Raw genomic sequence first — 26,210 nt, 5'->3', positions numbered from 1 at the left:
GCGGAGATCAGAGGAGTTCCGCGTACGTGTTCCAGCCGCCACCGAGGGTGGTGCGGCCCTTGAAGGTGTTCAGACCCTTCTCGCCGGTCGCCGAGTAGACGTAGGCGACACCGGCGGAGTCCACGCCCACCAGGTCCGTGCGACCGTCACCGGTGATGTCGCCGGCCGCGGTGAGCTTGCCGAAGCCGTTCCAGCCGCTGCTGCCGATCTTGACGCGGTCGCCGAAGGGGGCGGCGGTGTTGCCGGTGCCCGGGTAGGCCCACAGGGCGCCGTCGGTGCCGCGGGCCAGCAGGTCCGCGCGACCGTCGCCGGTCACGTCGCCGGCGCCGATCAGCTTGTTGTAGATGCCCCAGCCGGCGCCGAGCTTCACGCGGTTCGCGAAGCCCTGGCCGTTGCCGCCCTTGCCCGGGTAGAGCCACAGGACGTTGGACTTGTCCCGGGCGAGGAGGTCGCCGTAGCCGTCGCCGGTGAGGTCGCCCACGCCCGCGAAGGTGTTGTAGATGCCCCAGCCGCCGCCGAGGAGGTAGTCCCCGTCGTACAGGTCGCCCTCGTAGCGGTACAGCATGTCCGCGCGGGACGCGGTGGTCAGCGAGGACGTCAGCAGGACGTCGACCTCGGACACCGGCCAGCCGGCGTCGTCGGAGATTTGCTCGCGCGGGGCGAACGTACCGTCGCCGTAGGTGCCGTAGCCGAACAGCGTGCCACCGGCGGTGCGGCCCCACAGCACGGACTTGCCGTGCGCGGGGATGCCACCCTGACCGGCGAACAGGCCGACGGACTCCCAGCCCTTGCCCAACTCGCGGCGGTTGCCGAGCACCCCGTTCGCGTCGGCGGCGTACAGGTAGGCCTGGCCGCTCACGGTACGGGCCAGCACCAGGCCGCGGCCGTTGCTGTCGTTGAGCGGGAGGAGCTGGTTGAAGCCGTTCCAGCCGGTCCCGGTCTGGACGCTGTCGCCGAAGGGCGCCGCGGCGGAGCCGGTGCCCTTGTAGAAGTACATGACGCCGGCCGCCGTGGTGGCCACGACGTCGGTCTGACCGTCGCCGTTGTAGTCCGCGCCACCGATGAGCTGGGTGAACGCGCCCCAGCCGGCGCCGAGCAGGACCCGGTTGCCGAAGGGGACGTCGTAGCCGGCCTTGCCCGTGCCCGGGTACAGGTACAGCTGGCCGTCGTTGGTGCGCGCGAGCAGGTCGGCGTTGCCGTCGCCCGTCAGGTCGCCGGCGCCGAACACCTTGTTGTAGATGTTCCAGCCGCCACCGCTCCACGCCGGCGAGCCGGTGCCGGAGGTGCCCGCCTCGGTGAGGGAGAGGCGGCCGGTGACCGTCAGGCGCAGCAGGTCGGGCCGGCTGTTGTGATCGAGGTCGCCGACGGGGATGACGTCCTTGAAGTCCTCGGCGGAGTCCGTCTTCCAGACGTCGTACGTGATGTCCGCCTCGGTGGATCCCGCGGTCTTGAGGTAGGACACCTTGTTCTGCCCGCGGTACAGGATGTCGTCGGCGCCGTCGCCGTTCACGTCGAACAGGTTCCAGGCGGAGCCGGCGGCGGCGTTCGCGCCGGCCGCGAGGCGCTGCTTCTGCTGCGTGGCGGCCTTCGGCTTGCCCGTCGGCAGGTGTCCGGGGACGCGGTCGTCGGCGGTGACCCTGGGGGTCGGGGTGACGGGCTTCGGCAGCCCGGTCGCCGAGGCCGCGGAGGCCAGCAGCATGCCCGTGGCGAGGGCGGTGGCGGTGCAGGCCGCGAGGCGACCGGAGCGCGTGATGCGCATGAAAGACAAGAGGTCTCCCTGTAAAAAAGCAGGCGAAACCGGGTCGAATGTACCCGCGCGGAGGCGCGCTGAAGCGCGTCGCATCGCAGTGAGGTCTCATTCCCCCCCGGGAAGTAACCGAACAGTACAGCCGGGAGGCGTACGGCAGTAGCCATTTGAGGCCCCGTTTTGATCACGTTCAGAACGCACGGTGCCCGGGCCTCCGGGCCCGGGCACCAACCGCTCCGCGGCGGGTTCGATCAGCTCTTGCGGTGACCCACCAGCCGAGGCTTCGCCTCCAGGTTCTCCAGCCCGTGCCAGGACAGGTTCACCAGGTGCGCGGCGACCTCGGCCTTCTTCGGCTGCCGCGTCTCCAGCCACCACTGCCCGGTCAGCGCCACCATGCCCACCAGGGCCTGCGCGTACAGCGGCGCCAGCTTCGGATCGAAGCCCCGGGCCTTGAACTCCAACCCGAGGATGTCCTCCACCTGAGTGGCGATGTCACTGATCAGCGACGCGAACGTGCCCGTCGACTGCGCCACCGGAGAGTCCCGGACCAGGATCCGGAAACCGTCCGTGTAGTTCTCGATGTAGTCCAGCAGCGCGAACGCCGCCTGCTCCAGCAGCTCCCGCGGATGCCCGGCGGTCAGCGCACCCGTCACCCCGTCCAGCAGCTGGCGCATCTCCCGGTCCACGACGACCGCGTACAGGCCCTCCTTGCCGCCGAAGTGCTCGTACACCACCGGCTTGGACACCCCGGCCTTGGCCGCGATCTCCTCCACCGACGTGCCCTCGAAGCCCTTCTCGGCGAACAGGGTGCGGCCGATGTCCAGCAGTTGCTGACGCCGTTCGGCGCCCGTCATCCGGACCCGGCGGCCGCGCCGGGGCTTGTCGCTGCTGGAACTGCTGCCGTCGATCGCCACGTCCCCCATCATGCCGCGTTCGAGGACTTTTCCTTGCGCCGGGCGTCGATGCGCGCCTCGGACGGCCACCGCACGTCAGAGGCCCAGCCCAGCTGCTCGAACCAGCGGATCAGCCGGGCGCTGGAGTCCACCTGCCCGCGCAGCACACCGTGCCGGGCCGACGTCGGATCGGCGTGGTGCAGGTTGTGCCAGGACTCGCCGCACGACAGCACCGCCAGCCACCACACGTTGCCACTGCGGTCGCGCGACTTGAACGGACGCTTGCCCACCGCGTGGCAGATCGAGTTGATCGACCACGTCACGTGGTGCAGCAGCGCCACGCGCACCAGCGAGCCCCAGAAGAACGCCGTGAAGGCGCCCCACCAGGACATCGTCACCAGACCACCGACCAGCGGCGGCAGCGCCAGCGAGAACATCGTCCAGTAGATGAAGTCCCGCGAGATCCGCCGGATCGCCGGATCCTTGATCAGGTCGGGCGCGTACTTCTGCTGGTCGGTCTGCTCCTCGTCGAAGAGCCACCCGATGTGCGCCCACCACAGGCCCTTCATCAGCGCCGGCAGCGTCTCGCCGAACCGCCACGGCGAATGCGGGTCGCCCTCGTGGTCGGAGAACTTGTGGTGCTTGCGGTGGTCGGCCACCCAGCGCACCAGCGGACCCTCCACCGCCATCGAGCCCATGATCGCCAGCGCGATCCGCAGCGGCCGCTTCGCCTTGAAGGAACCGTGCGTGAAGTAGCGGTGGAAGCCGATGGTGATGCCGTGGCAGGCCAGGAAGTACATGAACACCATCAGGCCGACGTCCAGCCAGCTCACCCCCCAGCCCCAGGCCAGCGGAATCGCCGCCAGCAGGGCCACGAAGGGGAGGGTGATGAACAGCAGCAGGGCGATCTGCTCGACGGAACGCTTGTTCTCGCCACCGAGCGTCGCCGACGGTTCGGGCGTATCGGAGGGCGCGGACGCGTCCTCGATCAGATCTGAACTGATGGTCACAGTGATCCCCTGGGGGGTGAGGGAGACGGCAGGTGCCCTTACGGGGGACCCTACGGACCCGTAAGTTACGGCATCGTAAGTATGGCAAAGGTCCCGTGCGGGGCAAGAGGGCCGCGGGTCGGCGGTCGAGTCGGACAAACCGCCGCTACCGTCCGGTACGCACGGCTCTGCCGGGGCACCGGCACGGGACACCTATCCTGGTCACGTCGGACAGCGCGGTCCGCACGGGCAGCCCGAGCTGCGCACCAGCGGGGACACCCCCCGGACGAGATCCGGGAGGCGCCGCGGCGCACGGCAGGGAGCCCACCGCCCAGTAGCGCTCGAACACTGCAAGGAGCCGCACCTGTGAGCAGTGCTGACCAGGCCCCCCAGGCCCCCGTCACCCAGGCCGACACCGACCGGGCCGAAACCGCGAACGCCGAGCTGCGCGCGGACATCCGCCGCCTCGGAGACCTCCTCGGGGAGACCCTCGTACGCCAAGAGGGCCAAGACCTCCTCGACCTCGTCGAACGCGTCCGCGCGCTCACCCGCACCGACGGCGAAGCCGCCGCCGAGCTGCTCGGGGACACCGACCTGGAGACCGCCGCCAAGCTGGTGCGCGCCTTCTCCACGTACTTCCACCTCGCCAACGTCACCGAGCAGGTGCACCGCGGCAAGGAACTGCGCGCCCACCGCGCCGCCGAGGGCGGGCTCCTCGCCCGCACCGCCGACATGCTCAAGGACGCCGACCCCGAGCACCTGCGCGAGACGGTCAAGAACCTCAACGTCCGCCCGGTCTTCACCGCGCACCCCACCGAGGCGGCCCGCCGCAGCGTCCTCAACAAGCTGCGCCGCATCGCCGCGCTCCTGGAGGAGCCCGTCACCGGGGCGGGCGACCGTCGCCGCCACGACCTGCGCCTCGCCGAGAACATCGACCTCGTCTGGCAGACCGACGAGCTGCGCGTCGTGCGTCCCGAGCCCGCCGACGAGGCCCGCAACGCCATCTACTACCTCGACGAGCTGCACGCCGGCGCCGTCGGTGACGTCCTCGAAGACCTCGCCGCCGAACTCCAGCGCGTCGGCGTCGAGATCCCGGCCGGCACCCGCCCGCTCACCTTCGGCACCTGGATCGGCGGCGACCGCGACGGCAACCCGAACGTCACCCCCGACGTCACCCGGGACGTGCTGATCCTCCAGCACGAGCACGGCATCACCGACGCCCTCGAACTCGTCGACTTCCTGCGCGGACTCCTGTCCAACTCCATCCGCTACACCGGGGCCACCGAGGAACTCCTCGACTCCCTCCAGGCGGACCTGGAGCGACTCCCCGAGATCAGCCCCCGCTACAAGCGGCTGAACGCCGAGGAGCCCTACCGCCTCAAGGCCACCTGCATCCGGCAGAAGCTCGTCAACACCCGCGAGCGCCTCGCCAAGGGCACCGGCCACGAGGAAGGCCGCGACTACCTCGGCACCGCCGAGCTCCTCACGGACCTCACCCTCATCCAGACGTCCCTGCGCGAACACCGCGGCGCCCTCTTCGCCGACGGCCGCATGGACCGCACCATCCGCACCCTGGCCGCCTTCGGGCTCCAGCTCGCCACCATGGACGTGCGCGAGCACGCCGACGCGCACCACCACGCGCTCGGCCAGCTCTTCGACCGGCTCGGCGAGGAGTCCTGGCGCTACGCCGACATGCCCCGCGACTACCGCGGCAAGCTCCTCGCGAAGGAGCTCCGCTCCCGTCGGCCCCTCGCGCCCACGCCCGCGCCGCTCGACGCCGCCGGACAGAAGACCCTCGGCGTCTTCGGCGCCATCAAGGACGCCTTCGAGAAGTTCGGCCCCGAGGTCATCGAGTCGTACATCATCTCGATGTGCCAGGGCGCCGACGACGTCTTCGCCGCCGCCGTCCTCGCCCGCGAGGCGGGCCTCATCGACCTCCACGCCGGCTGGGCCAAGATCGGCATCGTGCCGCTCCTGGAGACCACCGACGAGCTCAAGGCCGCCGACGTCATCCTCGACGCCATGCTCGCCGACCCCTCCTACCGGCGCCTCGTCTCCCTGCGCGGCGACGTCCAGGAGGTCATGCTCGGCTACTCCGACTCCAGCAAGTTCGGCGGCATCACCACCAGCCAGTGGGAGATCCACCGTGCCCAGCGCCGGTTGCGGGACGTCGCCCACCGCTACGGGGTCCGCCTGCGCCTGTTCCACGGCCGCGGCGGCACCGTCGGCCGCGGCGGCGGCCCCTCGCACGACGCGATCCTCGCCCAGCCCTGGGGCACCCTCGAAGGCGAGATCAAGGTCACCGAGCAGGGCGAGGTCATCTCCGACAAGTACCTCGTCCCGTCCCTGGCCCGCGAGAACCTCGAACTGACCGTCGCGGCCACCCTGCAGGCCTCCGCCCTGCACACCGCCCCGCGCCAGTCCGACGACGACCTCGCCCGCTGGGACGCCGCCATGGACACCGTCTCCGACGCCGCGCACGGCGCCTACCGCGCGCTCGTCGAGGACCCCGACCTGCCGGCGTACTTCTTCGCCGCGACCCCCGTCGACCAGCTCGCCGACCTCCACCTCGGGTCCCGGCCCTCCCGCCGCCCCGACTCCGGAGCCGGCCTCGACGGCCTGCGCGCCATCCCGTGGGTGTTCGGCTGGACCCAGTCCCGCCAGATCGTGCCCGGCTGGTACGGCGTCGGCTCGGGCCTCAAGGCCCTCCGCGAGGCCGGCCAGGACATGGTCCTCAGCGAGATGGGAGAGCGGTGGCACTTCTTCCGCAACTTCCTGTCCAACGTCGAGATGACCCTGGCCAAGACCGACCTGCGGATCGCCCGGCACTACGTGGACACCCTCGTCCCCGACGAGCTGAAGCACGTCTTCGCCCGCATCGAGGCCGAACACGAGCTGACCGTCCGCGAGGTGCTGCGCATCACCGGCGGCCACGAGCTCCTGGACTCCCACCCGGTGCTCCAGCAGACCTTCGCCGTCCGTGACGCCTACCTGGACCCGATCTCCTACCTCCAGGTCTCCCTGCTGGCCCGCCAGCGCGCCGCGGCCGAGCGCGGCGAGGAGGCCGACCCGCTGCTCGCCCGAGCCCTGCTGCTCACCGTCAACGGAGTCGCCGCCGGTCTGCGCAACACCGGCTGACGCACCCCGCACACGCGAAGGAAGCCCCCGCCGGATCGGCGGGGGCTTCCTTCGTGTGTGGTCTCCGTCAGGAGTTGTAGGTGGACTGCGCGCGCTCCAGACCCTCCTGGATCAGACACTCCACCGCGTCCGCCGAACGGTCGACGAACCAGTCCAGCTCCTTGCGCTCCGTGGACGAGAAGTCCTTCAGCACGAAGTCCGCCACCTGCATCCGGCCCGGCGGCCGGCCGATGCCGCAGCGGACCCGGTGGTAGTCCGGCCCCATCGCCTTCGTCATCGACTTCAGGCCGTTGTGGCCGTTGTCCCCGCCGCCCAGCTTCAGGCGCAGCGTCGGGTAGTCGATGTCCAACTCGTCGTGGACCGCGACGATCCGGTCCAACGGAACCTTGTAGAAGTCGCGCAGCGCCGTCACCGGGCCGCCCGACAGGTTCATGAACGACATGGGCTTGGCCAGCACCACCCGACGGTTCGCCGGGCCGGGCGGGCCGATCCGGCCCTCGACCACCTGCGCCCGCGCCTTGTGCGCCTTGAACTTGCCGCGCATCCGCTCGGCCAGCAGGTCCACGACCATGAACCCGATGTTGTGGCGGTTGCCCGCGTACTCCGCCCCGGGGTTCCCGAGACCGACGATCAGCCAGGGGGCCGTGTCGTCCGACATCAAAAAGCTCCTTAACGAAGACGACCGCCGTCCCGCTCCAGTGGAGCCGGACGGCGGTCGTTCAGCAAGTGCCGAGAGGGGAGGGCGAGGCTCAGGCCTCGGTGCCCTCGGCCTCGGCGGTCGGCTCCTCGGCCTGCGGGGCGACGACCTGGAGGACGGCGATGTCGCCGTCGACGGCCAGGGTGGTGCCCTTCGGGAGGACCAGGTCCTTGGCGTGGATGGTGTCGCCGGCCTCGAGGCCCGCGATGGAGACGGTGACCTCGGTCGGGATGTGGGTGGCCTCGGCCTCGACGGAGATGGTGTTCTGGAGGGTCTCCAGCATGTTGCCGCCGGCGGCCAGCTCGCCCTCGGTGACGATCGCGACGTCGACGGTGACCTTCTCGCCCTTCTTGACGATCAGGAAGTCGACGTGGGAGATCGTGCGCTTCAGGGGGTGCTTCTGCACGGCCTTCGGGATGACCAGCTCGGTGCCGGCGTCGCCGAGGTCCAGGGAGAGCAGGACGTTCGGGGTGCGCAGCGCCAGCTGAAGGGCGTGGGCGTCGACGTTGACGTGCTTCGGGTCGGTGCCGTGGCCGTAGATGACGGCGGGGGTCAGGGCGTCGCGACGCGCCTGACGGGCAGAGCCCTTGCCGAAGGTGTCACGGAGCTGGGCGGAAAGCTTGACCTCGGACATGCTCACTCCTCGTGGGGTGACGGAAATGGACGACAGTCACCCGGCCGGAACGGCCTGCTACGAAGAGCGCGTCGATAACGGAGCGCCGACACCCGTGTGAACAGGTACGGCCTCCCTCGCCGAGCAACTCGTGGAGTCTACCCGGCCGGGAGGCCGTACCCAAAAGGATCTACCGCGCAGCGGCGGGAGCGCCTACTGCTGCTCCTCGAACAGGCTGGTGACCGAGCCGTCCTCGAAGACCTCGCGCACGGCGCGCGCGATCATCGGGGCGATCGACAGCACCGTGATCTTGTCGAGCTCCAGGTCCGACGGGTCGGGCAGGGTGTTCGTGAACACGAACTCGCTGACCTTGGAGTTCTTCAGGCGGTCGGCCGCGGGGCCGGACAGGATGCCGTGCGTGGCCGTCACGATGACGTCCTCCGCGCCGTGCGCGAACAGCGCGTCGGCGGCGGCGCAGATGGTGCCACCCGTGTCGATCATGTCGTCGACCAGGACGCAGACGCGGCCCTTGACCTCACCGACGACCTCGTGGACGGTCACCTGGTTGGCGACGTCCTTGTCGCGGCGCTTGTGCACGATGGCCAGCGGCGCGTCCAGACGGTCGCACCAGCGGTCGGCCACGCGCACGCGACCGGCGTCCGGGGAGACGATCGTGAGCTTGGTGCGGTCCACCTTGGCGCCGACGTAGTCCGCGAGGACGGTGAGGGCGGACAGGTGGTCGACCGGGCCGTCGAAGAAGCCCTGGATCTGGTCGGTGTGCAGGTCGACGGTCAGGATGCGGTCCGCACCGGCCGTCTTCAGCAGGTCCGCGACCAGGCGCGCCGAGATCGGCTCGCGGCCCTTGTGCTTCTTGTCCTGGCGGGCGTACCCGTAGGACGGGACGATCACGGTGATGGAGCGGGCCGACGCACGCTTCAGCGCGTCGATCATGATCAGCTGCTCCATGATCCACTTGTTGATCGGAGCCGTGTGGCTCTGGATCAGGAAGCAGTCCGCGCCACGAGCCGACTCCTGGAAGCGGACGTAGATCTCACCGTTCGCGAAGTCGAAAGCCTTGGTCGGCACGAGACCGACACCCAACTGGTGTGCGACCTCCTCGGCCAGCTCGGGGTGGGCGCGGCCGGAGAAGAGCATCAGCTTCTTCTCGCCGGTCGTCTTGATCCCGGTCACAGCACTGTCTCCTCAGACGTGTGGAAAGCTGCTCGCCCCCGTGCGCGTCCGTCCCGCACACGGTGAGCCAGCCGAATTGCGTGCACCTATCACGGTACGCCGTCCAGGGCGCACCTGTTTCCGGTCAGTTCACCTCAACGGCCGTCGGAGTCCTCCGGAGCCACCGACTGGGCCGCCGTCGCCGCGGCGCTCCCCGGACGCTTGCGGGCCACCCAACCCTCGATATTCCGCTGCTGGCCACGGGCCACGGCCAGCGCGCCGGCCGGGACGTCCTTCGTGATCACCGAGCCGGCCGCCGTGTAGGCGCCGTCCCCGATGGTGATGGGCGCCACAAACATGTTGTCCGAGCCCGTCTTGCAGTGTGAACCGATGGTCGTGTGGTGCTTGTTCTCGCCGTCGTAGTTCACGAACACGCTGGCCGCACCGATGTTCGTGTACTCGCCGATGGTCGCGTCGCCCACGTACGAGAGGTGCGGCACCTTGGTGCCCTCGCCGATGGTCGCGTTCTTCATCTCGACGTAGGTGCCGGCCTTGGCCTTCAGGCCGAGGTTCGTCCCCGGACGCAGGTACGCGAACGGGCCGACGGACGCCGACTCGCCGATCACGGCGGTGTCCGCCACCGTGTTGTCGACGCGCGCCCGGGGGCCGACCCGGGTGTCCTTCAGGCGGGTGTTGGGGCCGACCTCGGCGCCCTCCGCGATGTGCGTGGCACCCAGGAGCTGCGTACCCGGGTGGATGACCGCGTCCTGCCCGAAGGTGACCGTCACGTCCACCAGCGTGCTCGCCGGGTCGACGACGGTCACGCCGGAGAGCATCGCGTTCTCCAGCAGGCGCGCGTTCAGCAGGGCCCGTGCCTGGGCGAGTTGCACCCGGTTGTTGATGCCGAGGATCTGACGGTGGTCGGCGCCGACCGCCGCGCCGACGCGGTGGCCGGCCTCGCGCAGGATGCCGAGCACGTCGGTGAGGTACTCCTCGCCCTGGCTGTTGTCCGTGCGGACCTTGCCCAGCGCGTCGCTCAGCAGGGCCCCGTCGAACGCGAAGACCCCCGAGTTGATCTCACGGATCGCGCGCTGCGCGTCGGTGGCGTCCTTGTGCTCGACGATCGCGGTCACGGCGCCGTCGGCGCCGCGGATGATGCGGCCGTAGCCGGTCGAGTCGGGCACCTCGGCGGTCAGCACGGTGACGGCGTTGCCGTCGGCCTCGTGCGTGGCGGTGAGTTCGGCGAGGGTCTCGCCGGTCAGCAGCGGGGTGTCGCCGCAGACGACGACCACGGTGCCGGTCTGCTCGCCGCCGAGTTCTTCGAGGGCCATCCGGACGGCGTGTCCGGTGCCGTTCTGCTCGTACTGGACGGCCGTGCGGACATCGGCGTCGATGTCGGCGAGGTGCGCGGTGACCTGCTCGCGTGCGTGGCCGACGACGACCACGAGGTGTGCGGGGTCGAGCTCGCGCGAGGCGGCGACGACGTGACCGACGAGCGAACGCCCGCTGATCTCGTGCAGAACCTTCGGTGTGGCCGACTTCATGCGGGTGCCTTCACCCGCTGCGAGTACGACGACGGCTGCCGGGCGGGTTGCGCTCACGGGGGTGCCCTTCGGCTTCGGGGGTGGACCCGTGAAGGATAGCCGGGGGCCGGGGGGCGGAAACGAAGCCGGGTCCCGACCGGAGGTCGGGACCCGCATGTGTGAAAGCTCCCCCGCCAGGACTCGAACCCGGACATAAGGCACCAAAAGCCTCAGTGCTGCCAATTACACCACAGGGGATCAACCGTGACTTGACCGGACATTACTCCCTGGTGGTCGAGTCGACGAGACCTACTATGCCGCACCACCGCCCCTCATCGCGACGGTATGGATCGGTGCCTTGCAGTACGCGCGTCGCGCGGCGCGCGTGAGGGGTGTCGCGCGCCCTCGTCCCCGGGAATTTCGCTCGCCTGCCGACCGGGGCCCCTGCGTAGGCTGGACGGCATGACCAGTACGGGGGAAGAGCGGGACGGGATGGGGCGCGACGGCCCCTGGTGGTGGGAGAGGCGGCGGAGCGCCGCGCTGGACGTGGGACTCGGTGTGGTGTCCGCCGCCGAGTGCGCCGTCGAGGGGGTGCCCTTCGCCCACGAGGCCGGCATTCCCGTGGTCCTCGGGGTGCTGTTCGGGCTCGTGGTGGGGGCCACGCTCGTGCTGCGACGCAGGTGGCCCATCGCCGTGGTGCTGGTGGCCATCGCCGTCACCCCCGCCGCGATGGGGTTCCTCCTCGCGGTGGTGGGCCTGTACACGCTGGCCTCCTCCGACGTGCCCCGCCGGATCACCGCCACGCTCGCGTCGATGTCGCTGGCCGGGACGTTCGTCGTGATGTACATGCGGACGCGCGGGGACGTGGAGGCCGACGGGACGCTCGTGGTCGTGCTGTCCGTGTTCGTGGCGGTGGCGCTGACCGTGCCGCCGGTGCTGCTCGGGCTGTACATCGGGGCGCGCCGCCGGTTGATGGAGAGCCTCCACGAACGCGCGGACTCGCTGGAGCGGGAACTGTCGCTGTTGGCGGACCGCGCGGAGGAGCGGGCCGAGTGGGCCCGCACGGAGGAACGGACGCGGATCGCGCGCGAGATGCACGACGTGGTCGCCCACCGGGTGTCGCTGATGGTGGTGCACGCGGCGGCCCTCCAGGCGGTGGCCGCGAAGGATCCCGTGAAGGCCGTGAAGAACGCTGCCCTGGTGGGCGACATGGGGCGGCAGGCGCTGACGGAACTGCGCGAGATGCTGGGCGTGCTGCGGGCCGAGTCGCCGAAGCCGGCCAGTGCCTCCCTGGCGCGGCCGGCGTTGGTGGGGATCTTCGAGGACGGGCCGTCGATGGACGAACTGGAGGCGCTGGTCGGGCAGTCCCGCACGGCGGGGATGGTCGTCGAACTGGACGTGCGGGGCGAGTGCCCCGGCTATCCGGCCGAGGTCGAACAGACCGCGTACCGCGTGGTGCAGGAGGCGTTGACCAACTGCCACAAGCACGCGCCGGGCGCGAAGGTCGTCGTACGGCTGGCCCACCGGGACGGTGAGGTGGCCATGCAGGTGGAGAACGGGCCGTGTGACGGCAAGGCCGCCGAACCGGGACTGCCCAGCGGCGGCAACGGACTGGTGGGGATGCGCGAACGGGTGCTCGGACTCGGCGGGGTGTTCGTCTCGGGGCCGACGGACGACGGCGGCTTCAAGGTGTCCGCGGTCCTGCCGCGCGAGCGGCGGTAGGGGACGACTTCCCCGCACGCGGGCACCCGGAGGTCGGGGGAGCGGGCGGCCCCCGACCCCCGACCGGGGTCAGCCCGTGGTGAGACGGACCGGCTGGAGACCCGTGAGGAGCAGGGCCAGCGCCTCGTCGAGGCTCGCGCCGAGGAACCAGTCGCCGGTGTGGTCGATGCCGTAGACACGGCCCTCGCGGTCGATGGCGAGGTGCGAGCCGCCGTCGGTCTCGGAGCCGAGCGGGCTCAGCTCGGTCGACAGGGCGCGGCCGAGGTCGCAGAAGGTGCGGGCCAGGTGGAGCCCGGTGAGCGGGTCCAGGCGTACGCGGGCGGGGGCTATCTGACGGCCGGGCCCGGGCCCGGCCACGGTCAGACCGCCGAACTCGGCCCAGGCCTCGACGGCCGCCGGGAAGACGGTGTGCCGGTGCCCGGCGGGGGTGGTGTGGTCGCGCAGGGCGTCGGCCCAGTACTCGGCCTGCTTGATGTCCCAGCGGCCCGGCTCCCAACCGGCGGTGCGCAGCGCGGAGTCCACCGGCCCCGGGAAACGGGTCGCCGAGGAACGGTCGTAGGAGGCGGACGAGGGGGACGAGGTGCTCATGGCGGCTACTCGGAGTGGGTGAGGTCGACGGAACGTACGCCGAAGTGGGCGAGGAGGGCGTCGCAGGAGCGGCACGGGGGCGCGTAGGTCCCGTGGAGCGGGTCGCCGTCCTCGCGGATGCGGCGGGCGGTGATCCTGGCCTGTTTCAGGGAACGGCGCGCCTCGCTCGCCGTCAGCGGCTTGCGGGAGGCGCGCTTGCTGCGGGCGCCCTCGACGCCGGCGAGATGGCGGGAAAGGAGCATCGCTTCCGGGCATCGGCCGGTGAACCGTTCCCGCTGTCCGCTGGTGAGGGTGTCGAGGAAGTCCTGGACGAGCGGGTGCAGCACGGGTGGCTGGTCGGCCTTCCCGGCGGTGCCGGTGAGGGTCTCCCCGCGTACGGACAGGGCGGCGGCGACGGTGGGGAGGATGCCGTCGCGCCGGAAGCGGAGCACGGGGACGGCGGGGCCGTCGGTGCTGCTCCAGCGCAGGCGGGGATCGCCGGCGGGGCCGGCTTCCGTCGGTTCCGTCCGGTCTGTGCGTGTTGCCGTGTTCTGCATGCTGCGTGTTCCCTCCCGTGGCGGCGGTGCGGGCCGCTGTCGCGCACGCCCCCGTGCTGCGGGGACAGCCTGTCAAATGTCCCCTGTGGTGGGGAAGCGGGGTCGAATATTCGTATCAATTCGGCTCTTCCCACCCCATGTGAGGGGGTGTAGCCGGCATGCTGCTTCGGCTGCGGGTGAGCCCCTTGCCCGAGCACATAGGCTGTGGTGAACCAGCCAGATCCAGCAGGGGGCTACCGCCATGACGACAGGTCGGCTCGGGCAGCAGGCCGCGCCACCCAACGCCGCTTACTCGGGGCAGGTCGTGCATTTCCCGGACCCGGTCCGGGCCGCTCGGCATCCCCACGGAGTACGGATCAGCGGGGACGGGCATCCCGATTTCTCGCCCTACGCGCGCGCCGCGGTGGAGATCGCCGAGCCGCCGGAGGGCTTCGGCGTGGACGAGCTGCGCCTGACGGACTACGTGTCCGCCAACGCGGCGATGCGGGAGGCGGGCCACGAGCTGTGGGACACCGTCGGCCCGGTGGCGACCCCGCACGGATGGACCTGGCACCACGTGGCCGGTTCGCGGCGGATGGAGCTGGTCCCCGTCGAGGTGAAGGCGCTGCTGCGGCACCACGCGGGCCTGGCGACGGCGCCCGTGGACCACGAGAAGCGCGGCACGCGACCCCTCCAGGAAGTGCGCCCGGCGCACCTGGGGCTGCCGAAGACGGTGGTGTCGGTGTCCGAGCAGCAGGTGCAGGGCGTCGAGGAGGACCTCGGCTACCGGCTGCCGGAGGCGTACCGGTCGTTCCTGAAGGCGGCGGGCGGCTGCGCGCCGGTGGGCGGGGGCCTGGACGTGGACCTCGGGGTGCTGGTCGACCAGCCGTTCTTCACGGTGCGCGAGGAAGCGGCGGTCAACGACCTCGTCTACGTCAACAAGTGTCTGCGGGACCACCTGACGAAGGACTACCTGTGCGTGGCCTTCGCGCAGGGCGGTCTGCTCGCGGTGAAGGTGAAGGGCGAGGGGATCGGCTCCGTGTGGTTCTCTCCGTACGACGACGCGCGCGACCGGGACGGCTGGTCGGTGCAGGAGCGCGTGGAGCGACTGTTGCTGCCGTGCGGTGCCGATTTCGACGCCTTTCTCGAACGTTTGGCGGGTAACCCGCCGGAGCTGGAGACGGTGGCCGGTCTGATGGTGGACGGCGGATTCGCTCGTTCGGTTCCGGTGGCGGGTTCCGCGCCGGTGGAGGGGTGACGGCGCGATGGTGACGTTCGCACAGGCGCAGGAACGCGCCGAGGAGTGGATCAACGGGGACGTGCCCGCGTACCAGCACCGTGAGGTGCGGGTGCGGGAGTTCGGGCTGGGCTTCGTGGTGTGGGCCGAGGACCGGGCGGCCGGTCCGGTGTCCGGTGGCGGCCGGCAGCGGCTGGTCATCGCGCGGGACAGCGGTGAGGTGACGCTGTGGCCGGGGCTGCCGGTGGGTGAGGTGATCCGGCGGTACGAGGAGGAGTACGGGGCCGCGACCGCTCCGGCGGGCTCGGAGGCTTCGGTTCCGCCGCCGCGGATCGACTCGGAACAGACCTCGTTCATGCTGAGCCCCCCCGAGTGGTTGCAGGAGGCGGCGGACCGTGCGGGGATCCCGCGGGCACCGGCCGAGGCCTCGTCGGACGCGGGCCCGTCGTCGGATGGGGGAGCCGCTCCGGCGGAGTCCGTCGACGCGCTCGGGAGCCCTTCCGCTCCCGCCACCCCGGCGCCGGACGCCCCCGGCGACGTCGTGCCGTTGCGGCGCGGCGGCGAGGTCCCGTACGAGCCGACCGCCAACGACGGGGTCCCGGTCGGGGCCACGCCGTGGGCCGGCACCGATGTGAACTCCGGCGCGGACGAGGGCTCCGTACCCCTGCCGGCGACGGTGTTCGCGCCGCCGCTGTCCGGGTCGGACCTGGAGGACGCGCCGGCCGCGGCGGCCCCCGACGCGCAGACACAGCTCATGGCCGGTGGCAGCCGGCTGCCGCGGACCGCGGTCGTGCCCGCCCTGGGGCACGGGCCGGACGCGGGTGACATCGCCGACGCGCCGACGAGCAAGGCCCAGCTCTCCCGGCCGGGTTCGGGCGCGTCCGTGAGCCCGCCCGGGCCGCCCGGAGCGCCCGGAGCCTCCGCTCCCGGACAGCCGCCCGTCCCGCCGCGACCGCCGGGTGCGCCCGGTGGTGGGGTGGACCATGCCGCGACGATGCTCGCGGGTCCGGGTGTGGGTCCGGCGGGTCCGGGTGCGCCGACGCCTCCGGGTCCGCCCGGGGCTCCGGGTGCGCCCGGTGGTTCCGGTTCCGCCGGTTCTTCCGGCGCGGGGATCGACCATGCCGCGACGATGTTGGCGGGTCCGGCCGTCGTACAGCCGCCGAGGCCTCCCGGCGCGCCCGGGGCTCCCGGTACTCCCGGGGGCGGGACGCCGCACCACGCCGCGACGATGCTCGCCGGCCCCGGCGCACCCCAGCCGCCCGGTCCGCCCGGCGCGCCCGTCGGTCCGGCGCCGCAGCCCATGGCACCGGCGCCCGCCGCGTCCGGCGTGCCCACCGTCGGCCCCGGTTACCAGGCCGTGCTGCGCTACCGCGCGCCCGACGGCTCCGAGCAGCAGCTGATCCGCCGCTCGGCGCCCGGCACCCCGCACCCCGAGTGGCAGATCCTGCACGAGCTGCGCGCCATGAACGTGCCGCCGCAGCAGGTGCTGGAACTACACACGGAGTTGGGGTCCTGCGAGCTGCCCGGCGGCTACTGCGCGCGGATGATCCGCGAGACCTGGCCCCAGGTCCGGATCACGAGCGTGGCCCCGTACGGAACGGACCACGCGAGCCGTCAGCAGGGCATGCGCCACCTCATCACCCACCAGAGCGAACTCCACCAGGTGGCGGACGGTCCGGCGCGCCCCGCACCGGTACGGGCCCCGCTGCCGCAGGTCCCGCTCCAGCCGGCGATCCCGTTGGACGCGATCGCCCAGGAGCTGGCCGGGGCGTTCGGCCCGCAGGGCGTGTTCCGCTTCGACCAGCGGGCCGTGTCCCGACAGGGCGTGCCGGAGATCGTGGCGCAGACCCTCATGTGGTCGGGACTGCCGGTGGACTTCGGCCCGTTCTTCTGGGCGCAGGCCGTGCCCGGCCAGCCGGTGCCGACACTCGCCGAGTTGGCGGCGCAGCGGCAGGTGCAGCCGGCGTCGGACGCGGGCTCGTACCTCGTCGTCGGAAGCGACTTCGGCAAGGCGCTCTGCGTGCAGTACGGGACGGCGCACATCGTGGCGGTCCCGGTGGAGGCCGGGCCGGGCGGTGCGCCGGTACCGCCGCAGTTCGTCAACTCCAGCCTGCCGCAGTTCGTGCGGTCGCTGGCGATGCTGGGGCACATGTGGCGGCTGCGCCAGCACCTGACGCCCGAGCAGGCGGGACGCTGGACGGTCGATTTCCAGACGAATCTGGCGGGCCTCGACAGCGCGGCGCTGGCATCGCCGGAGAGCTGGTGGTCGGTGCTGCTGGAACAGATGTGGGACGGACTCCTCTGACCCGAGGGTCGGTGTGAATGGCCGGGCCGGAACCCTCGAACGGGGTTCCGGCCCGGCCATTCCGGCTTCTGCTCGCAAATGACGCATCCTTGACAGGAATCCCCGCGAGAGAGGCGCTTCAGGATGAGTGCACCCATGTCACCTCACGGTCCCCAGGGTTTGGCGACCGTGCGCGGCCGCGGTTACCGGCCGGAAGAGGTCGACCGGTACCTCGTGCGCCTGTCGGGCAGCCGGGACGAGGCCTGGGAGCGAGTGGCACGGTTGACCGTCCTGGCCAAGCAGATGGAGACGGAGGCGGAGCGGCTGCGCGAGCAGGTCGCCACGCTGACCCCGCAGACGTACGACGACCTGAGCGAACGGGCCCGGCGGATCCTGCTGCTCGCACAGGAGGAGGCGGACTGCGTACGCGCGGACGCGCGCGCCGACGTGTTCGCCACCCAGGGCGCCGCCGAGGCACACGCGGACCGGGTGACCGAACTGGCGCGGCAGGACGCGGAAGCGGTACGGGAACAGACGGAGGTCCGGGCCCGACAAGGACTGCTGCGGGCGCGCCGCGAGGCGGACGACGCCCTGGGCGAGGCCCGGGACGACGCGGCGGCCTGGCGGTCGGACGCGCACGCCTCCCTCGTCGAGACGCGCCGCCGGTCGGAGGAACTGCTGGCGGAACGCGAGCAGGAACACGCGGACCGCCGGGACGCGGCCGAACGCGAACTGGCGGCGCGGGAAGCCGAACTGGAAGCCCGGAACGCGGAGCTGGAACGCCACGCCGAGGCGCGGCTGGCGGACGCGCGGCGGGCCTTCGCCGAGGCGGAGGAGTCGGCGCGGCACGGGCAGGAGGACGCCGAGGCCCGGGCGTCGGAGGTGCTGGCGCAGGCGCGGGTGCGGGAGGAACGGGTCGGGCGGGAGACGGAACGGGTCCTGCGGGAGCACGAGGAGGCGCAGGACGAGATGCGGGCGCACATGAACCACGTACGGGCGAGCCTGGCGGCGCTTACGGGGAGGGCGCCGGCGGGACCGTAGCCCTGGCCGGGCGGTGGGCCGGTCCGGCCAATCCAGCCCCGCCGGCGTTTGAGGCGCGGGGCGGAGCCCCGGAAGCCCGGCGGAGCCGGGGGCGCTTCGCGCGACTCGGTCAGAGGGTGGGGAGGAAGGCCGCGATCAGGGGGGCGATGGTGGGGAGGTGGGTTTCCAGGGCGAAGTGGCCCGCGCCCTCGATGACGTGTACCTCCGCGTCCGGCACGTCCCGCAGGTACGCCTTGGCTCCGGCCGGGGTGAAGAAGGGGTCGCCCGCGCCCCAGAGGACCAGGACGGGGAGTCGCGCCGAGCGGAGCCATGCCTGCCAGGCGGGGTAGTGGGCGAAGTTCGACGCGTAGTCGAAGGCCAGGTCGGCCTGGGCGTCCGCGCGGCCGGGGCGGGCGAGGTGGTGTTGGTCCAGGGTCCAGGAGTCCGGGGAGATCAGCGCGGTGTCGGCGACCCCGGTCTCGTACTGGAAGCGGGTGCCCTCCTCGGTGAACAGTCCGCGGACCTTCTCCTCGTCGCCGGGGACCTCCCGGCGCAGCCCGGCGAACTCGCGGGCCGCGTCCGACAGTCCCTCCTCGTACGCGTTGCCGTTCTGCACGATGAGGCCCGTCACCCGCTCCGGTCGCCGCGCGGCGACCCGCAGGCCGACCGGGGCGCCGAAGTCGAAGACGTACAGCGCGAAGCGGTCCAGGGCGAGGGCGTCGGTGAAGCCCTCGACGATGTCCGCGAGCCGGTCGAAGGAGTACGTGAACCCGTTCGGGGTCTCGGTCCGGCCGAAGCCGGGATAGTCGGGGGCGATGAGCCGGTACGGGGTGTCGGCCAGGGCGTCCATGAGGCGGGTGAACTGGTGGGAGGAGGTCGGGAAGCCGTGCAGGAGCAGCAGTACGGGGGCGTCGGCCGGGCCGCTCTCGCGGTAGGCGACGGTGACGCCGTCCACGTCGACGGTGCGGTGCTGGATGCGGGCCACGGTCATCACATGCCTCCTGGGGTGCTTGTTCCATTAGTCTCGGGGAGCAGGGCTAATGGGTCAAGGGGATTGGGTAGCATTAGCTGTGTGACTGTGAACTTTCCGCTGATCGGCGAGCACCTCGCGCTCGACCTGCTGAACACCCGTCCCGCCGACGGGGACCTCATCGCCGAACCCGAGGGCCTGTCCGGGTGGTTGGCCGAACAGGACGGGCGGTTGGGGTCGGTCGCCGGCGGGGTCGGGGAGGCCGAGGTGGCCGCGGTGGTCGCGGTACGGGAGGCGGCGCGGGCCGCGTTGGCCGCCGTACGGGGCGGTGAGCGGCCGCCGGTCGACGCGCTGCGCGTGCTGAACGCCGCCCTGGCGGGCGCCCCCGCCCACCGGGAGCTGACCTGGACCGCCGGGGCCGGGCTGGCGGCCGATCGCCGGCGCCCGGCCGCCGACCCGGCGGCGCGCCTCGCGGCGGAACTCGCCGAGGCGGTGGCGGAACTGCTCACCGGGCCGCGGGTGGGGGAGGTGCGGGAGTGCGAGGGGGCGGAGTGCGTGCTGCTGTTCCTCCCGGCGCACCCGCGGCGGCGGTGGTGCGTGGCGGGCGCGTGCGGGAACCGGGCGCGGGTGGCCCGCTACTACGCGCGGCGCCGGGCCTGATCGGGGAAGTCGGGGCGCGGGTAGTGGTACGGGTCGCTCCTGAGGCCGTGTGAGGTCACCACCACGGTGAAGGCGGGCGCGGTTCCGTCCGGGAGGGGGGCCGTGAGGGTGGACGTCGTGGGGTCCAGGGTCGAGGGGACGGCCGTGTCGTCCACGCTCACCCGGGCGTCCTGGAAGCCGCCGCCCGACACGGTGACGACGCCGTCGGCGAGGGCGACGTCGGTGATCACCGGGTTGGCCCGGGTGGCCATCTTGTTCACCAGGTAGGCGCCCGCCGGGGCGCCGGTCAGGGCCCAGATCTCCGAGGGGAGGCGGGGGAGCCCGCCGCCGACGTCCGAGAGGAAGAACAGCACGACGTAGAGCATCGTGACCGCGCTGAGGGTGACGTACTGGAGGTCCATCAGGTCGGTCCGGCCGCTGTCGTTCGCGATGAGGTCGCGCAGGGGTCGGCGGCCGCCGGGGGTCGGCTTCGGGGCGGGTTTGGCCATGCTGCCGTTCTCCACGCGCACCCCGACGACGGTCTTCGCCGCGATGAGGGCCACGTACGGGCCGCCGAGCAGTGGCAGGTACACCGTGGTCAGCGAGGACAGCGGGCCGTGTTCGCCCTGGAACCAGTCGACGCCGCCGCCGGCCGTCAGCCCGTACGCGAGGATCGTGAACAGCAGCCAGAGCAGGATCACCGTCCAGGCCAGGGCCAGGGTGGTGGAGGTGGAGAGCCGGCCGTCGCGGCCGGTGACGAAGCCGGGGTTGCGGCGCAGTCGCAGGGCGACGGGGCAGGTCAGGGCCGTCAGTAAGAGCAGGGCGAAGAGTGCGGAAGTCATGTGTTCCCCCGGGTGGTGGCCGTGGGTAGACAGATAGCCCATTCGTTCGGGCCATGACAACCCGGGCGGTCTACTGCTGGTCGGGCAGGACCGGGAACTTCCGCGGTGCGACCAGGAGCAGCACCACCAGGGCCGCCACCGCCGCGGCCGTCGCGCCGAGGAAGACGTGGTCCACCGCGGCGTCCACGGCCTCCCGCAGGTAGTCGGCGGCGGCCGGCGGGAGCTGTCCCGGCCGGTCGAGGGCCTTCGACACGTCGTCCAGGTGGTCCGGCAGCCCCGCCACGGGGGCGTCCGCGAGTCGGGCGGCCATGGTGGCGTTGGCGACGGCCCCCGTCAGGGCCGCTCCCACGCTCTGGCCGACCTGTCGGGAGAACAGCACGGAGGCCGTGGTGGTGCCCCGTTCCGCCCACCCGACGGTGGACTGCACCCCGACGATCAGCGGCAGTTGGAACAGGCCGAGGGCGCCGCCCAGCAGCAGCATGACCAGTGCGGGCTGCCACACCGAGCCCGGGTACGGGAGCAGGGTGAAGCCGAACAGGGCCAAGGCGGCGATCCCCACCCCGAGGACGGCGCTGTCACGGAAGCCGACGCGCCGGTAGACGTGTTGGGACAGGGCGGCGGTGAGGGGCCAGGTCAGGGTCATCGCCGAGGTGAGGAGCCCGGCGCCGACGGCCCCGAGGCCCAACACGCTCTGGGCGTAGATCGGCAGGAACACCTGCGGGGCGACGATCAGCAGGCCGAGGGCGCCCATGGCGAGGTTGACGGCCGCGATGGTGCGGCGGCGCCAGACCCAGCCGGGCAGGATCGGTTCGGCGGCCCGGCGCTCCACCCGGACCACCACCGCGGCCAGCAGCGCGCTCGCGCCGAACAGCCCCAGGGAGGGCGCCGACAGCCAGGGCCAGGCGACGCCGCCCTGCACCAGGGCGAAGAGCAGCACTCCGCCGCAGGCGAAGACCCCGAGGGCGCCCGCCCAGTCGACGGGCCCCCGGCGGCCGGGCGGGCGTACGGGTTCGACGAGGTGGCGGGCGATGAACCACAGGGCCACGGCGGCCGGCGGCCCGTTGACCAGGAAGATCCACCGCCAGTCGGCGTACGTGGCGATCAGGCCGCCGACGGCCGGGCCGGCCAGGGCGGACACGGCCCACACCGCGGACATCCGGGCCTGGATGCGGGGGCGTTCCCGGCCCGGGTAGAGGTCGGCGGCGAGGGTCTGGACCGTGCCCTGGAGGGCGCCGCCGCCCAGCCCCTGGATGATCCGGAAGGCGATGAGGGCCGGCATGTTCCAGGCGAGCGCGCAGAGCACGGAGCCGACGAGGAACAGGGCCGTACCGAAGATCAGCACGGGCTTGCGGCCGTGGGTGTCGGACAGCTTGCCGTAGACGGGGAGCGAGACGGTGGTGGCGAGGACGTACCCGGCGAAGATCCACGAGAACACGGCGAAGCCGCCGAGGTCGCCGACGATCTGGGGGACGGCCGTGGAGACCACGGCGGCGTCGAGGGCGACGAGGCTCATGGTCAGCATCAGCGAGACGACGACCACGGTCTTCGGGCGCCCCGGTGCGGGGGCGCCGGCCGCCGGTTCCTCCGTGGCGGAAACGATTCCCCCGGACGGTCCGGCCGGCGGGACGATCGCGTCGGCCGGACCGGCCGGCTCCTCCCCGAGGGGCGGTTCCGCTTTCTCCCCGATGCCCATCGAACCCCCTTCACCGTGCACGCATCCGCGGGGAACACCTTCTCACCACGGGTGTTTCCGGCGGTATCCCTCACTTCGGGTCCATCGAAGGGTGCAGAACCCCTAGGGGTTCGTCAGCACAAGGACCCAGGGGCCTTTCGTCCCGCCGGAGGAGGTGGGCGCTCCCGGCGCGTCTTTAACTGGTTCACATGAGGCGAGGTCGTCGGAGGGTGGGGACAACCCCCCGACGGATACGGCGACGGGCACCAGTGCGCCCGAACGCCCCCGCGCCGGAGACTTCACGACGGCGGCACACGGATCACCGCGAGCCGACGCCGACGCCGACGCGGACGCACGCACCGACGCGACGCACCGACGCACGCACACACGCACGCCGACGAACGAACGAGGGGAAACACCGTGACAACGGCTATGACCGAAACCAGGCACGGGGGTACTGGAGGGCATGAAGCCGTCGCGGCCCGGGCACGCAAGGTCGTCAAGGCCTACGGCTCGGGAGAGACCCGTGTCGTCGCCCTCGACGCGGTGGACGTGGACATCCGACGCGGGCAGTTCACCGCGATCATGGGCCCGTCCGGCTCCGGCAAGTCCACGCTGATGCACTGCCTCGCGGGACTGGACACGGTGACGAGCGGTGAGATCTTCCTCGACGACACCGAGATCACCGGCCTGAAGGACAAGAAGCTCACCCAGCTCCGCCGGGACCGGATCGGCTTCATCTTCCAGGCGTTCAACCTGCTGCCGACGCTCAACGCCCTGGAGAACATCACGCTCCCCATGGACATCGCCGGCCGCAAGCCCGACGCGGAGTGGCTGAACCGGGTCGTCGAGACGGTGGGCCTCGCGGGTCGCCTCAAGCACCGCCCCACCGAACTCTCCGGCGGCCAGCAGCAGCGCGTGGCGGTCGCCCGCGCCCTCGCCGCCCGCCCCCAGATCATCTTCGGCGACGAGCCGACCGGAAACCTGGACTCCCGGGCCGGCGCCGAGGTCCTCGGCTTCCTCCGCCAGTCGGTGGACGAGCTGGGCCAGACGATCGTCATGGTCACCCACGACCCGGTCGCCGCTTCCTACGCGGACCGCGTCATCTTCCTCGCCGACGGCCGGATCGTCGACGAGATGATCGACCCGACCGCCGACCAGGTCCTCGACCGCATGAAGGACTTCGACGCACGCGGGCGGACCTCGTGACCGTCATGAAGACCGCGCGACGCAACTTCGTCGCGCACAAGGGAAGGATGGCGCTCTCCGCCATCGCCGTCCTGCTGTCCGTGGCCTTCGTCTGCGGCACGCTGGTGTTCACGGACACCATGAACACCACCTTCGACAAGTTGTTCGCGGTCACCAACTCCGACGTCACGGTCAGCCCCAAGGGCGTCGCCGACGGCGAGGAGACCCCGGGCAGCGGCAAGCCGCAGACGCTGAACGGCTCGGTCGTCGACCGGGTCGAGAAGGCCGAGGGCGTGAAGTCCGCCGAGGGCGGCGTCCTGTCGATGTCCGTCACCGTCGTCAACACCAAGAACGAGAACCTGGGTTCGACCACCGGCGCCCCGACCATCGCGGGCAACTGGAGCGACAACGAACTCAAGTCGATGAAGATCACCTCCGGCAACGCCCCCCGCGGGCCGACCGAGTTGATGATCGACGCCGACACCGCCGAGAAGCACCACCTGGGGCTCGGCGACGAGATCCGCACCATCGCCGTCACCGGCGACAACCGGGCGAAGATCAGCGGCATCGCCGCCTTCACCGTGACCAACCCGGGCGCGACCCTCGTGTACTTCGACACGGCCACCGCCCAGACGTTCCTGCTCGGCTCCGCCGGCGCCTTCACCCACGTCAACGTCACCGCCAAGGACGGGGTGAGCGACGAGCAGCTCAAGCAGAACGTCGCCGCCGCCGTCGGCGCCGACACGTACAAGCTCCAGACCGCCAAGGAAGCCGCGGACGCCAACCGCAAGGACGTCGGTTCCTTCCTCGACGTCATGAAGTACGTGATGCTCGGCTTCGCCGGGATCGCCTTCCTCGTCGGCATCTTCCTCATCTTCAACACCTTCTCCATGCTGGTCGCCCAGCGCACCCGGGAGATCGGCCTGATGCGCGCCATCGGCGCCGACCGCAGGCAGATCAACCGGTCCGTCCTCGTCGAGGCCTTCCTGCTCGGCGTCGTCGGCTCCGTCCTCGGCGTCGCCGCCGGAGTGGGCCTGGCCGTCGGCCTCATGAAGCTCATGGGCCAGATGGGCATGGACCTGTCCACCGACGACCTGACGGTCGCCTGGACCACCCCGGTCCTCGGCCTGGTCCTCGGCGTCGCCGTCACCGTCGTCGCCGCCTACATCCCGGGCCGCCGCGCCGGGAAGGTCTCCCCGATGGCCGCCCTGCGCGACGCGGGCACCCCGGGAGACAAGAAGGCGGGCCGGATCCGGGCCGCCCTCGGCCTGGTCCTCACCGGGGTCGGCGGCGCGGCCCTCTACCTGGCCGGCGCCGCCGAGGAAGCGGCCCCGGGCTCCCTGTGGCTGGGCCTGGGCGTGGTCCTCACCCTCATCGGCTTCATCGTGATCGGCCCGCTCCTCGCGGGTGTCGTGGTCAGGGCGCTGTCCGCCCCGGTGCTGCGGCCCTTCGGATCGGTCGGCCGGCTCGCCGAGCGCAACGCGCTGCGCAACCCGCGCCGCACCGGCGCCACCGCCGCCGCGCTGATGATCGGCCTGGCCCTGGTCGCCTGCCTGTCGGTGGTCGGATCCTCGATGGTGGCCTCCGCCACCGACGAGCTCGACAAGTCCGTCGGAGCGGACTACATCGTCAACTCCATGACCGGCCAGCCGGTCATGCCGCAGGCCGAGCAGGCCATGCGCGCCAACAAGAACCTCGACCACGTCACCGCCTACCGCGAGGTGCCCGCCAAGATCACGGCCCCCGACGGTTCCACGGTCACCGAGGGCCTGGGCGCCACCGACCCGTCGTACGCCAAGGACATCCGCCGCAAGATGCGGGCCGGGGAGCACGCCGACGCGTACGGTCCGAACGCGATGGCGGTCGGTTCGCTCTACGCCGACGAGCACGGGATCAAGCTCGGTGACACGCTGACGGTCGCCTTCACCGGCGGCAAGACCGTCAAGCTGAGGGTCGCCGCGATCACCGGCGACGAGGGCAACATCGACAAGGGCATGAAGTACGTCTCCACCGCCGTCGCCGAGGCCAACGTCCCGGCCGACCGGATGCCGCGCCCCTTCATGCTGCTGGCCAGCGCCAAGGCCGGTCAGGCCGACACCGCGTACGCCGAGGTCAAGGCGGGGCTCGCCGAGTACCCGCAGTACAAGGTGCTCAACCAGGCCGACTACAAGCAGGCGCTGAAGGACCAGGTCGGCCAGCTGCTCAACATGGTCTACGGGCTCCTCGCCCTCGCGATCATCGTCGCGGTCCTGGGCGTGGTGAACACCCTGGCCCTGTCGGTGGTCGAGCGGACCCGCGAGATCGGCCTGATGCGCGCCATCGGCCTCTCCCGCCGCCAACTGCGCCGCATGATCCGTCTGGAGTCGGTGGTCATCGCCCTCTTCGGCGCCCTCCTGGGCCTCGGCCTGGGCATGGGCTGGGGCGCGACCGCGCAGCAACTCCTCGCCCTCCAGGGCCTGAAGGTCCTGGAGATCCCCTGGCCGACCATCCTCGGGGTGTTCGCCGCGTCGGCCCTGGTGGGCCTGTTCGCCGCACTGGTGCCGGCCTTCCGGGCGGGGCGGATGAACGTACTGAACGCAATCGCCACCGACTAGGTCGGGAGGCGGTTGTCACGGGGGTACGCCGGCCCCGGTCGTCCAGTCGGACGACCGGGGCCGGCGTCGTGCCGGGGCCGGCCCACCGCGGCACCGGTCGTCACTGCGCGCGACGACGGCAATCCCCCGCGCGGTCGGGGGAGACGCGTCGTAGGGTGGGAACCCCCGG

20 protein-coding genes and 1 tRNA gene are annotated in these 26,210 nt (G+C 71.8%); 8 read left to right on the top strand and 13 right to left on the bottom strand.

Translation table 11 applies throughout. The features are described 5' to 3' along the window. Positions 1–7: 7 nt before the first annotated feature. From OTB19_RS02325 to OTB19_RS02315, 3 genes are all read right to left on the bottom strand, one after another. Positions 8–1,759 carry an FG-GAP repeat domain-containing protein gene (locus tag OTB19_RS02325; RefSeq protein WP_267796222.1) on the bottom strand — a complete coding sequence of 584 codons (1,752 nt, stop codon included), beginning with the start codon at positions 1,757–1,759 and terminating at the stop codon, positions 8–10. A gap of 239 nt (positions 1,760–1,998) precedes the next feature. Continuing rightward, positions 1,999–2,673: a TetR/AcrR family transcriptional regulator gene (locus tag OTB19_RS02320; protein ID WP_053679491.1), complete on the bottom strand. Its 675-nt coding sequence runs from the start codon at positions 2,671–2,673 to the stop codon at positions 1,999–2,001. Next, positions 2,670–3,650, bottom strand: a complete 981-nt coding sequence (locus tag OTB19_RS02315) for an acyl-CoA desaturase (protein WP_267796221.1) — start codon at positions 3,648–3,650, stop codon at positions 2,670–2,672. The genes OTB19_RS02320 and OTB19_RS02315 overlap by 4 nt, the downstream gene beginning before the upstream one ends. 423 nt (positions 3,651–4,073) lie before the next feature. Here OTB19_RS02315 and ppc point away from each other — a divergent pair, with 423 nt between their 5' ends. Further along, positions 4,074–6,767, top strand: coding sequence for a phosphoenolpyruvate carboxylase (gene ppc, locus OTB19_RS02310; protein ID WP_267796246.1), 2,694 nt, complete (start codon positions 4,074–4,076; stop codon positions 6,765–6,767). 67 nt (positions 6,768–6,834) lie between these two features. Here the strand turns inward: ppc and pth are convergent, their stop codons facing one another. The 5 genes from pth to OTB19_RS02285 all read right to left on the bottom strand — a co-directional run bounded on the left by pth (position 6,835) and on the right by OTB19_RS02285 (position 11,028). Beyond that, positions 6,835–7,425: an aminoacyl-tRNA hydrolase gene (gene pth, locus OTB19_RS02305; RefSeq protein WP_053679488.1), complete on the bottom strand. Its 591-nt coding sequence runs from the start codon at positions 7,423–7,425 to the stop codon at positions 6,835–6,837. Positions 7,426–7,516: 91 nt separating this feature from the next. Beyond that, positions 7,517–8,098: a 50S ribosomal protein L25/general stress protein Ctc gene (locus OTB19_RS02300; RefSeq protein ID WP_267796220.1), complete on the bottom strand. Its 582-nt coding sequence runs from the start codon at positions 8,096–8,098 to the stop codon at positions 7,517–7,519. A 192-nt stretch (positions 8,099–8,290) separates the two neighbouring features. Further along, positions 8,291–9,268, bottom strand: coding sequence for a ribose-phosphate diphosphokinase (locus tag OTB19_RS02295; RefSeq protein ID WP_053679484.1), 978 nt, complete (start codon positions 9,266–9,268; stop codon positions 8,291–8,293). Positions 9,269–9,402: 134 nt separating this feature from the next. Continuing rightward, a complete protein-coding gene (gene glmU / locus OTB19_RS02290; protein ID WP_267796219.1) occupies positions 9,403–10,848 on the bottom strand; it encodes a bifunctional UDP-N-acetylglucosamine diphosphorylase/glucosamine-1-phosphate N-acetyltransferase GlmU in 1,446 nt (481 codons plus the stop codon). A 108-nt stretch (positions 10,849–10,956) separates the two neighbouring features. Continuing rightward, positions 10,957–11,028: transfer RNA gene (locus tag OTB19_RS02285), tRNA-Gln, on the bottom strand. A gap of 204 nt (positions 11,029–11,232) precedes the next feature. Here OTB19_RS02285 and OTB19_RS02280 point away from each other — a divergent pair. Continuing rightward, the gene (locus OTB19_RS02280; protein WP_267796218.1) at positions 11,233–12,492 is read left to right on the top strand and encodes a sensor histidine kinase; all 1,260 of its coding nucleotides are present in this window, start codon (positions 11,233–11,235) and stop codon (positions 12,490–12,492) included. Between the two features lie 69 nt (positions 12,493–12,561). Here the strand turns inward: OTB19_RS02280 and OTB19_RS02275 are convergent, their stop codons facing one another. Continuing rightward, positions 12,562–13,080 (bottom strand): SUKH-3 domain-containing protein, encoded by a 519-nt coding sequence (locus OTB19_RS02275; RefSeq protein WP_267796217.1) that lies wholly within the window; start codon positions 13,078–13,080, stop codon positions 12,562–12,564. A gap of 5 nt (positions 13,081–13,085) precedes the next feature. Next, positions 13,086–13,616, bottom strand: a complete 531-nt coding sequence (locus tag OTB19_RS02270) for a YwqJ-related putative deaminase (protein WP_267796216.1) — start codon at positions 13,614–13,616, stop codon at positions 13,086–13,088. Between the two features lie 241 nt (positions 13,617–13,857). On the opposite strand from OTB19_RS02270, the gene OTB19_RS02265 reads away from it, so the two are divergent. The 3 genes from OTB19_RS02265 (at position 13,858) to OTB19_RS02255 (ending at position 18,157) form a co-directional block, all read left to right on the top strand. Continuing rightward, positions 13,858–14,853: an SMI1/KNR4 family protein gene (locus OTB19_RS02265; protein WP_267796215.1), complete on the top strand. Its 996-nt coding sequence runs from the start codon at positions 13,858–13,860 to the stop codon at positions 14,851–14,853. A 7-nt stretch (positions 14,854–14,860) separates the two neighbouring features. Continuing rightward, positions 14,861–17,137, top strand: coding sequence for an SUKH-4 family immunity protein (locus OTB19_RS02260; protein ID WP_267796214.1), 2,277 nt, complete (start codon positions 14,861–14,863; stop codon positions 17,135–17,137). Between the two features lie 135 nt (positions 17,138–17,272). Continuing rightward, positions 17,273–18,157 (top strand): cellulose-binding protein, encoded by an 885-nt coding sequence (locus tag OTB19_RS02255; protein ID WP_267796213.1) that lies wholly within the window; start codon positions 17,273–17,275, stop codon positions 18,155–18,157. Positions 18,158–18,266: 109 nt separating this feature from the next. Here the strand turns inward: OTB19_RS02255 and OTB19_RS02250 are convergent, their stop codons facing one another. Beyond that, positions 18,267–19,127: an alpha/beta fold hydrolase gene (locus OTB19_RS02250; protein ID WP_267796212.1), complete on the bottom strand. Its 861-nt coding sequence runs from the start codon at positions 19,125–19,127 to the stop codon at positions 18,267–18,269. Positions 19,128–19,208: 81 nt separating this feature from the next. Between OTB19_RS02250 and OTB19_RS02245 the strand changes: the two genes are divergently transcribed. After that, a complete protein-coding gene (locus OTB19_RS02245; protein WP_267796211.1) occupies positions 19,209–19,766 on the top strand; it encodes an ABATE domain-containing protein in 558 nt (185 codons plus the stop codon). On the opposite strand, the gene OTB19_RS02240 is transcribed toward OTB19_RS02245, so the two are convergent. Further along, a complete protein-coding gene (locus tag OTB19_RS02240) occupies positions 19,745–20,587 on the bottom strand; it encodes a hypothetical protein (protein WP_267796210.1) in 843 nt (280 codons plus the stop codon). The two genes, OTB19_RS02245 and OTB19_RS02240, sit on opposite strands and share 22 nt — an antisense overlap. A 70-nt stretch (positions 20,588–20,657) precedes the next feature. Then, complete coding sequence (locus tag OTB19_RS02235) at positions 20,658–22,280, bottom strand: MFS transporter (RefSeq protein ID WP_420716776.1); 1,623 nt, start codon at positions 22,278–22,280, stop codon at positions 20,658–20,660. A gap of 411 nt (positions 22,281–22,691) precedes the next feature. On the opposite strand from OTB19_RS02235, the gene OTB19_RS02230 reads away from it, so the two are divergent. After that, on the top strand, positions 22,692–23,468 hold the full coding sequence (locus OTB19_RS02230) for an ABC transporter ATP-binding protein (RefSeq protein WP_392891326.1): 777 nt from the start codon (positions 22,692–22,694) through the stop codon (positions 23,466–23,468). Further along, positions 23,465–26,041, top strand: a complete 2,577-nt coding sequence (locus OTB19_RS02225; protein WP_267796208.1) for an ABC transporter permease — start codon at positions 23,465–23,467, stop codon at positions 26,039–26,041. The genes OTB19_RS02230 and OTB19_RS02225 overlap by 4 nt, the downstream gene beginning before the upstream one ends. Positions 26,042–26,210: the final 169 nt, after the last annotated feature.

Source organism: Streptomyces sp. H27-H5, from assembly GCF_026627505.1.
In the GTDB taxonomy this organism is placed as follows: Bacteria; Actinomycetota; Actinomycetes; order Streptomycetales; family Streptomycetaceae; genus Streptomyces.
The sequence above is the reverse complement of the archived record's forward strand: the minus strand, read 5'-3'. Positions and strand labels throughout refer to the sequence as shown.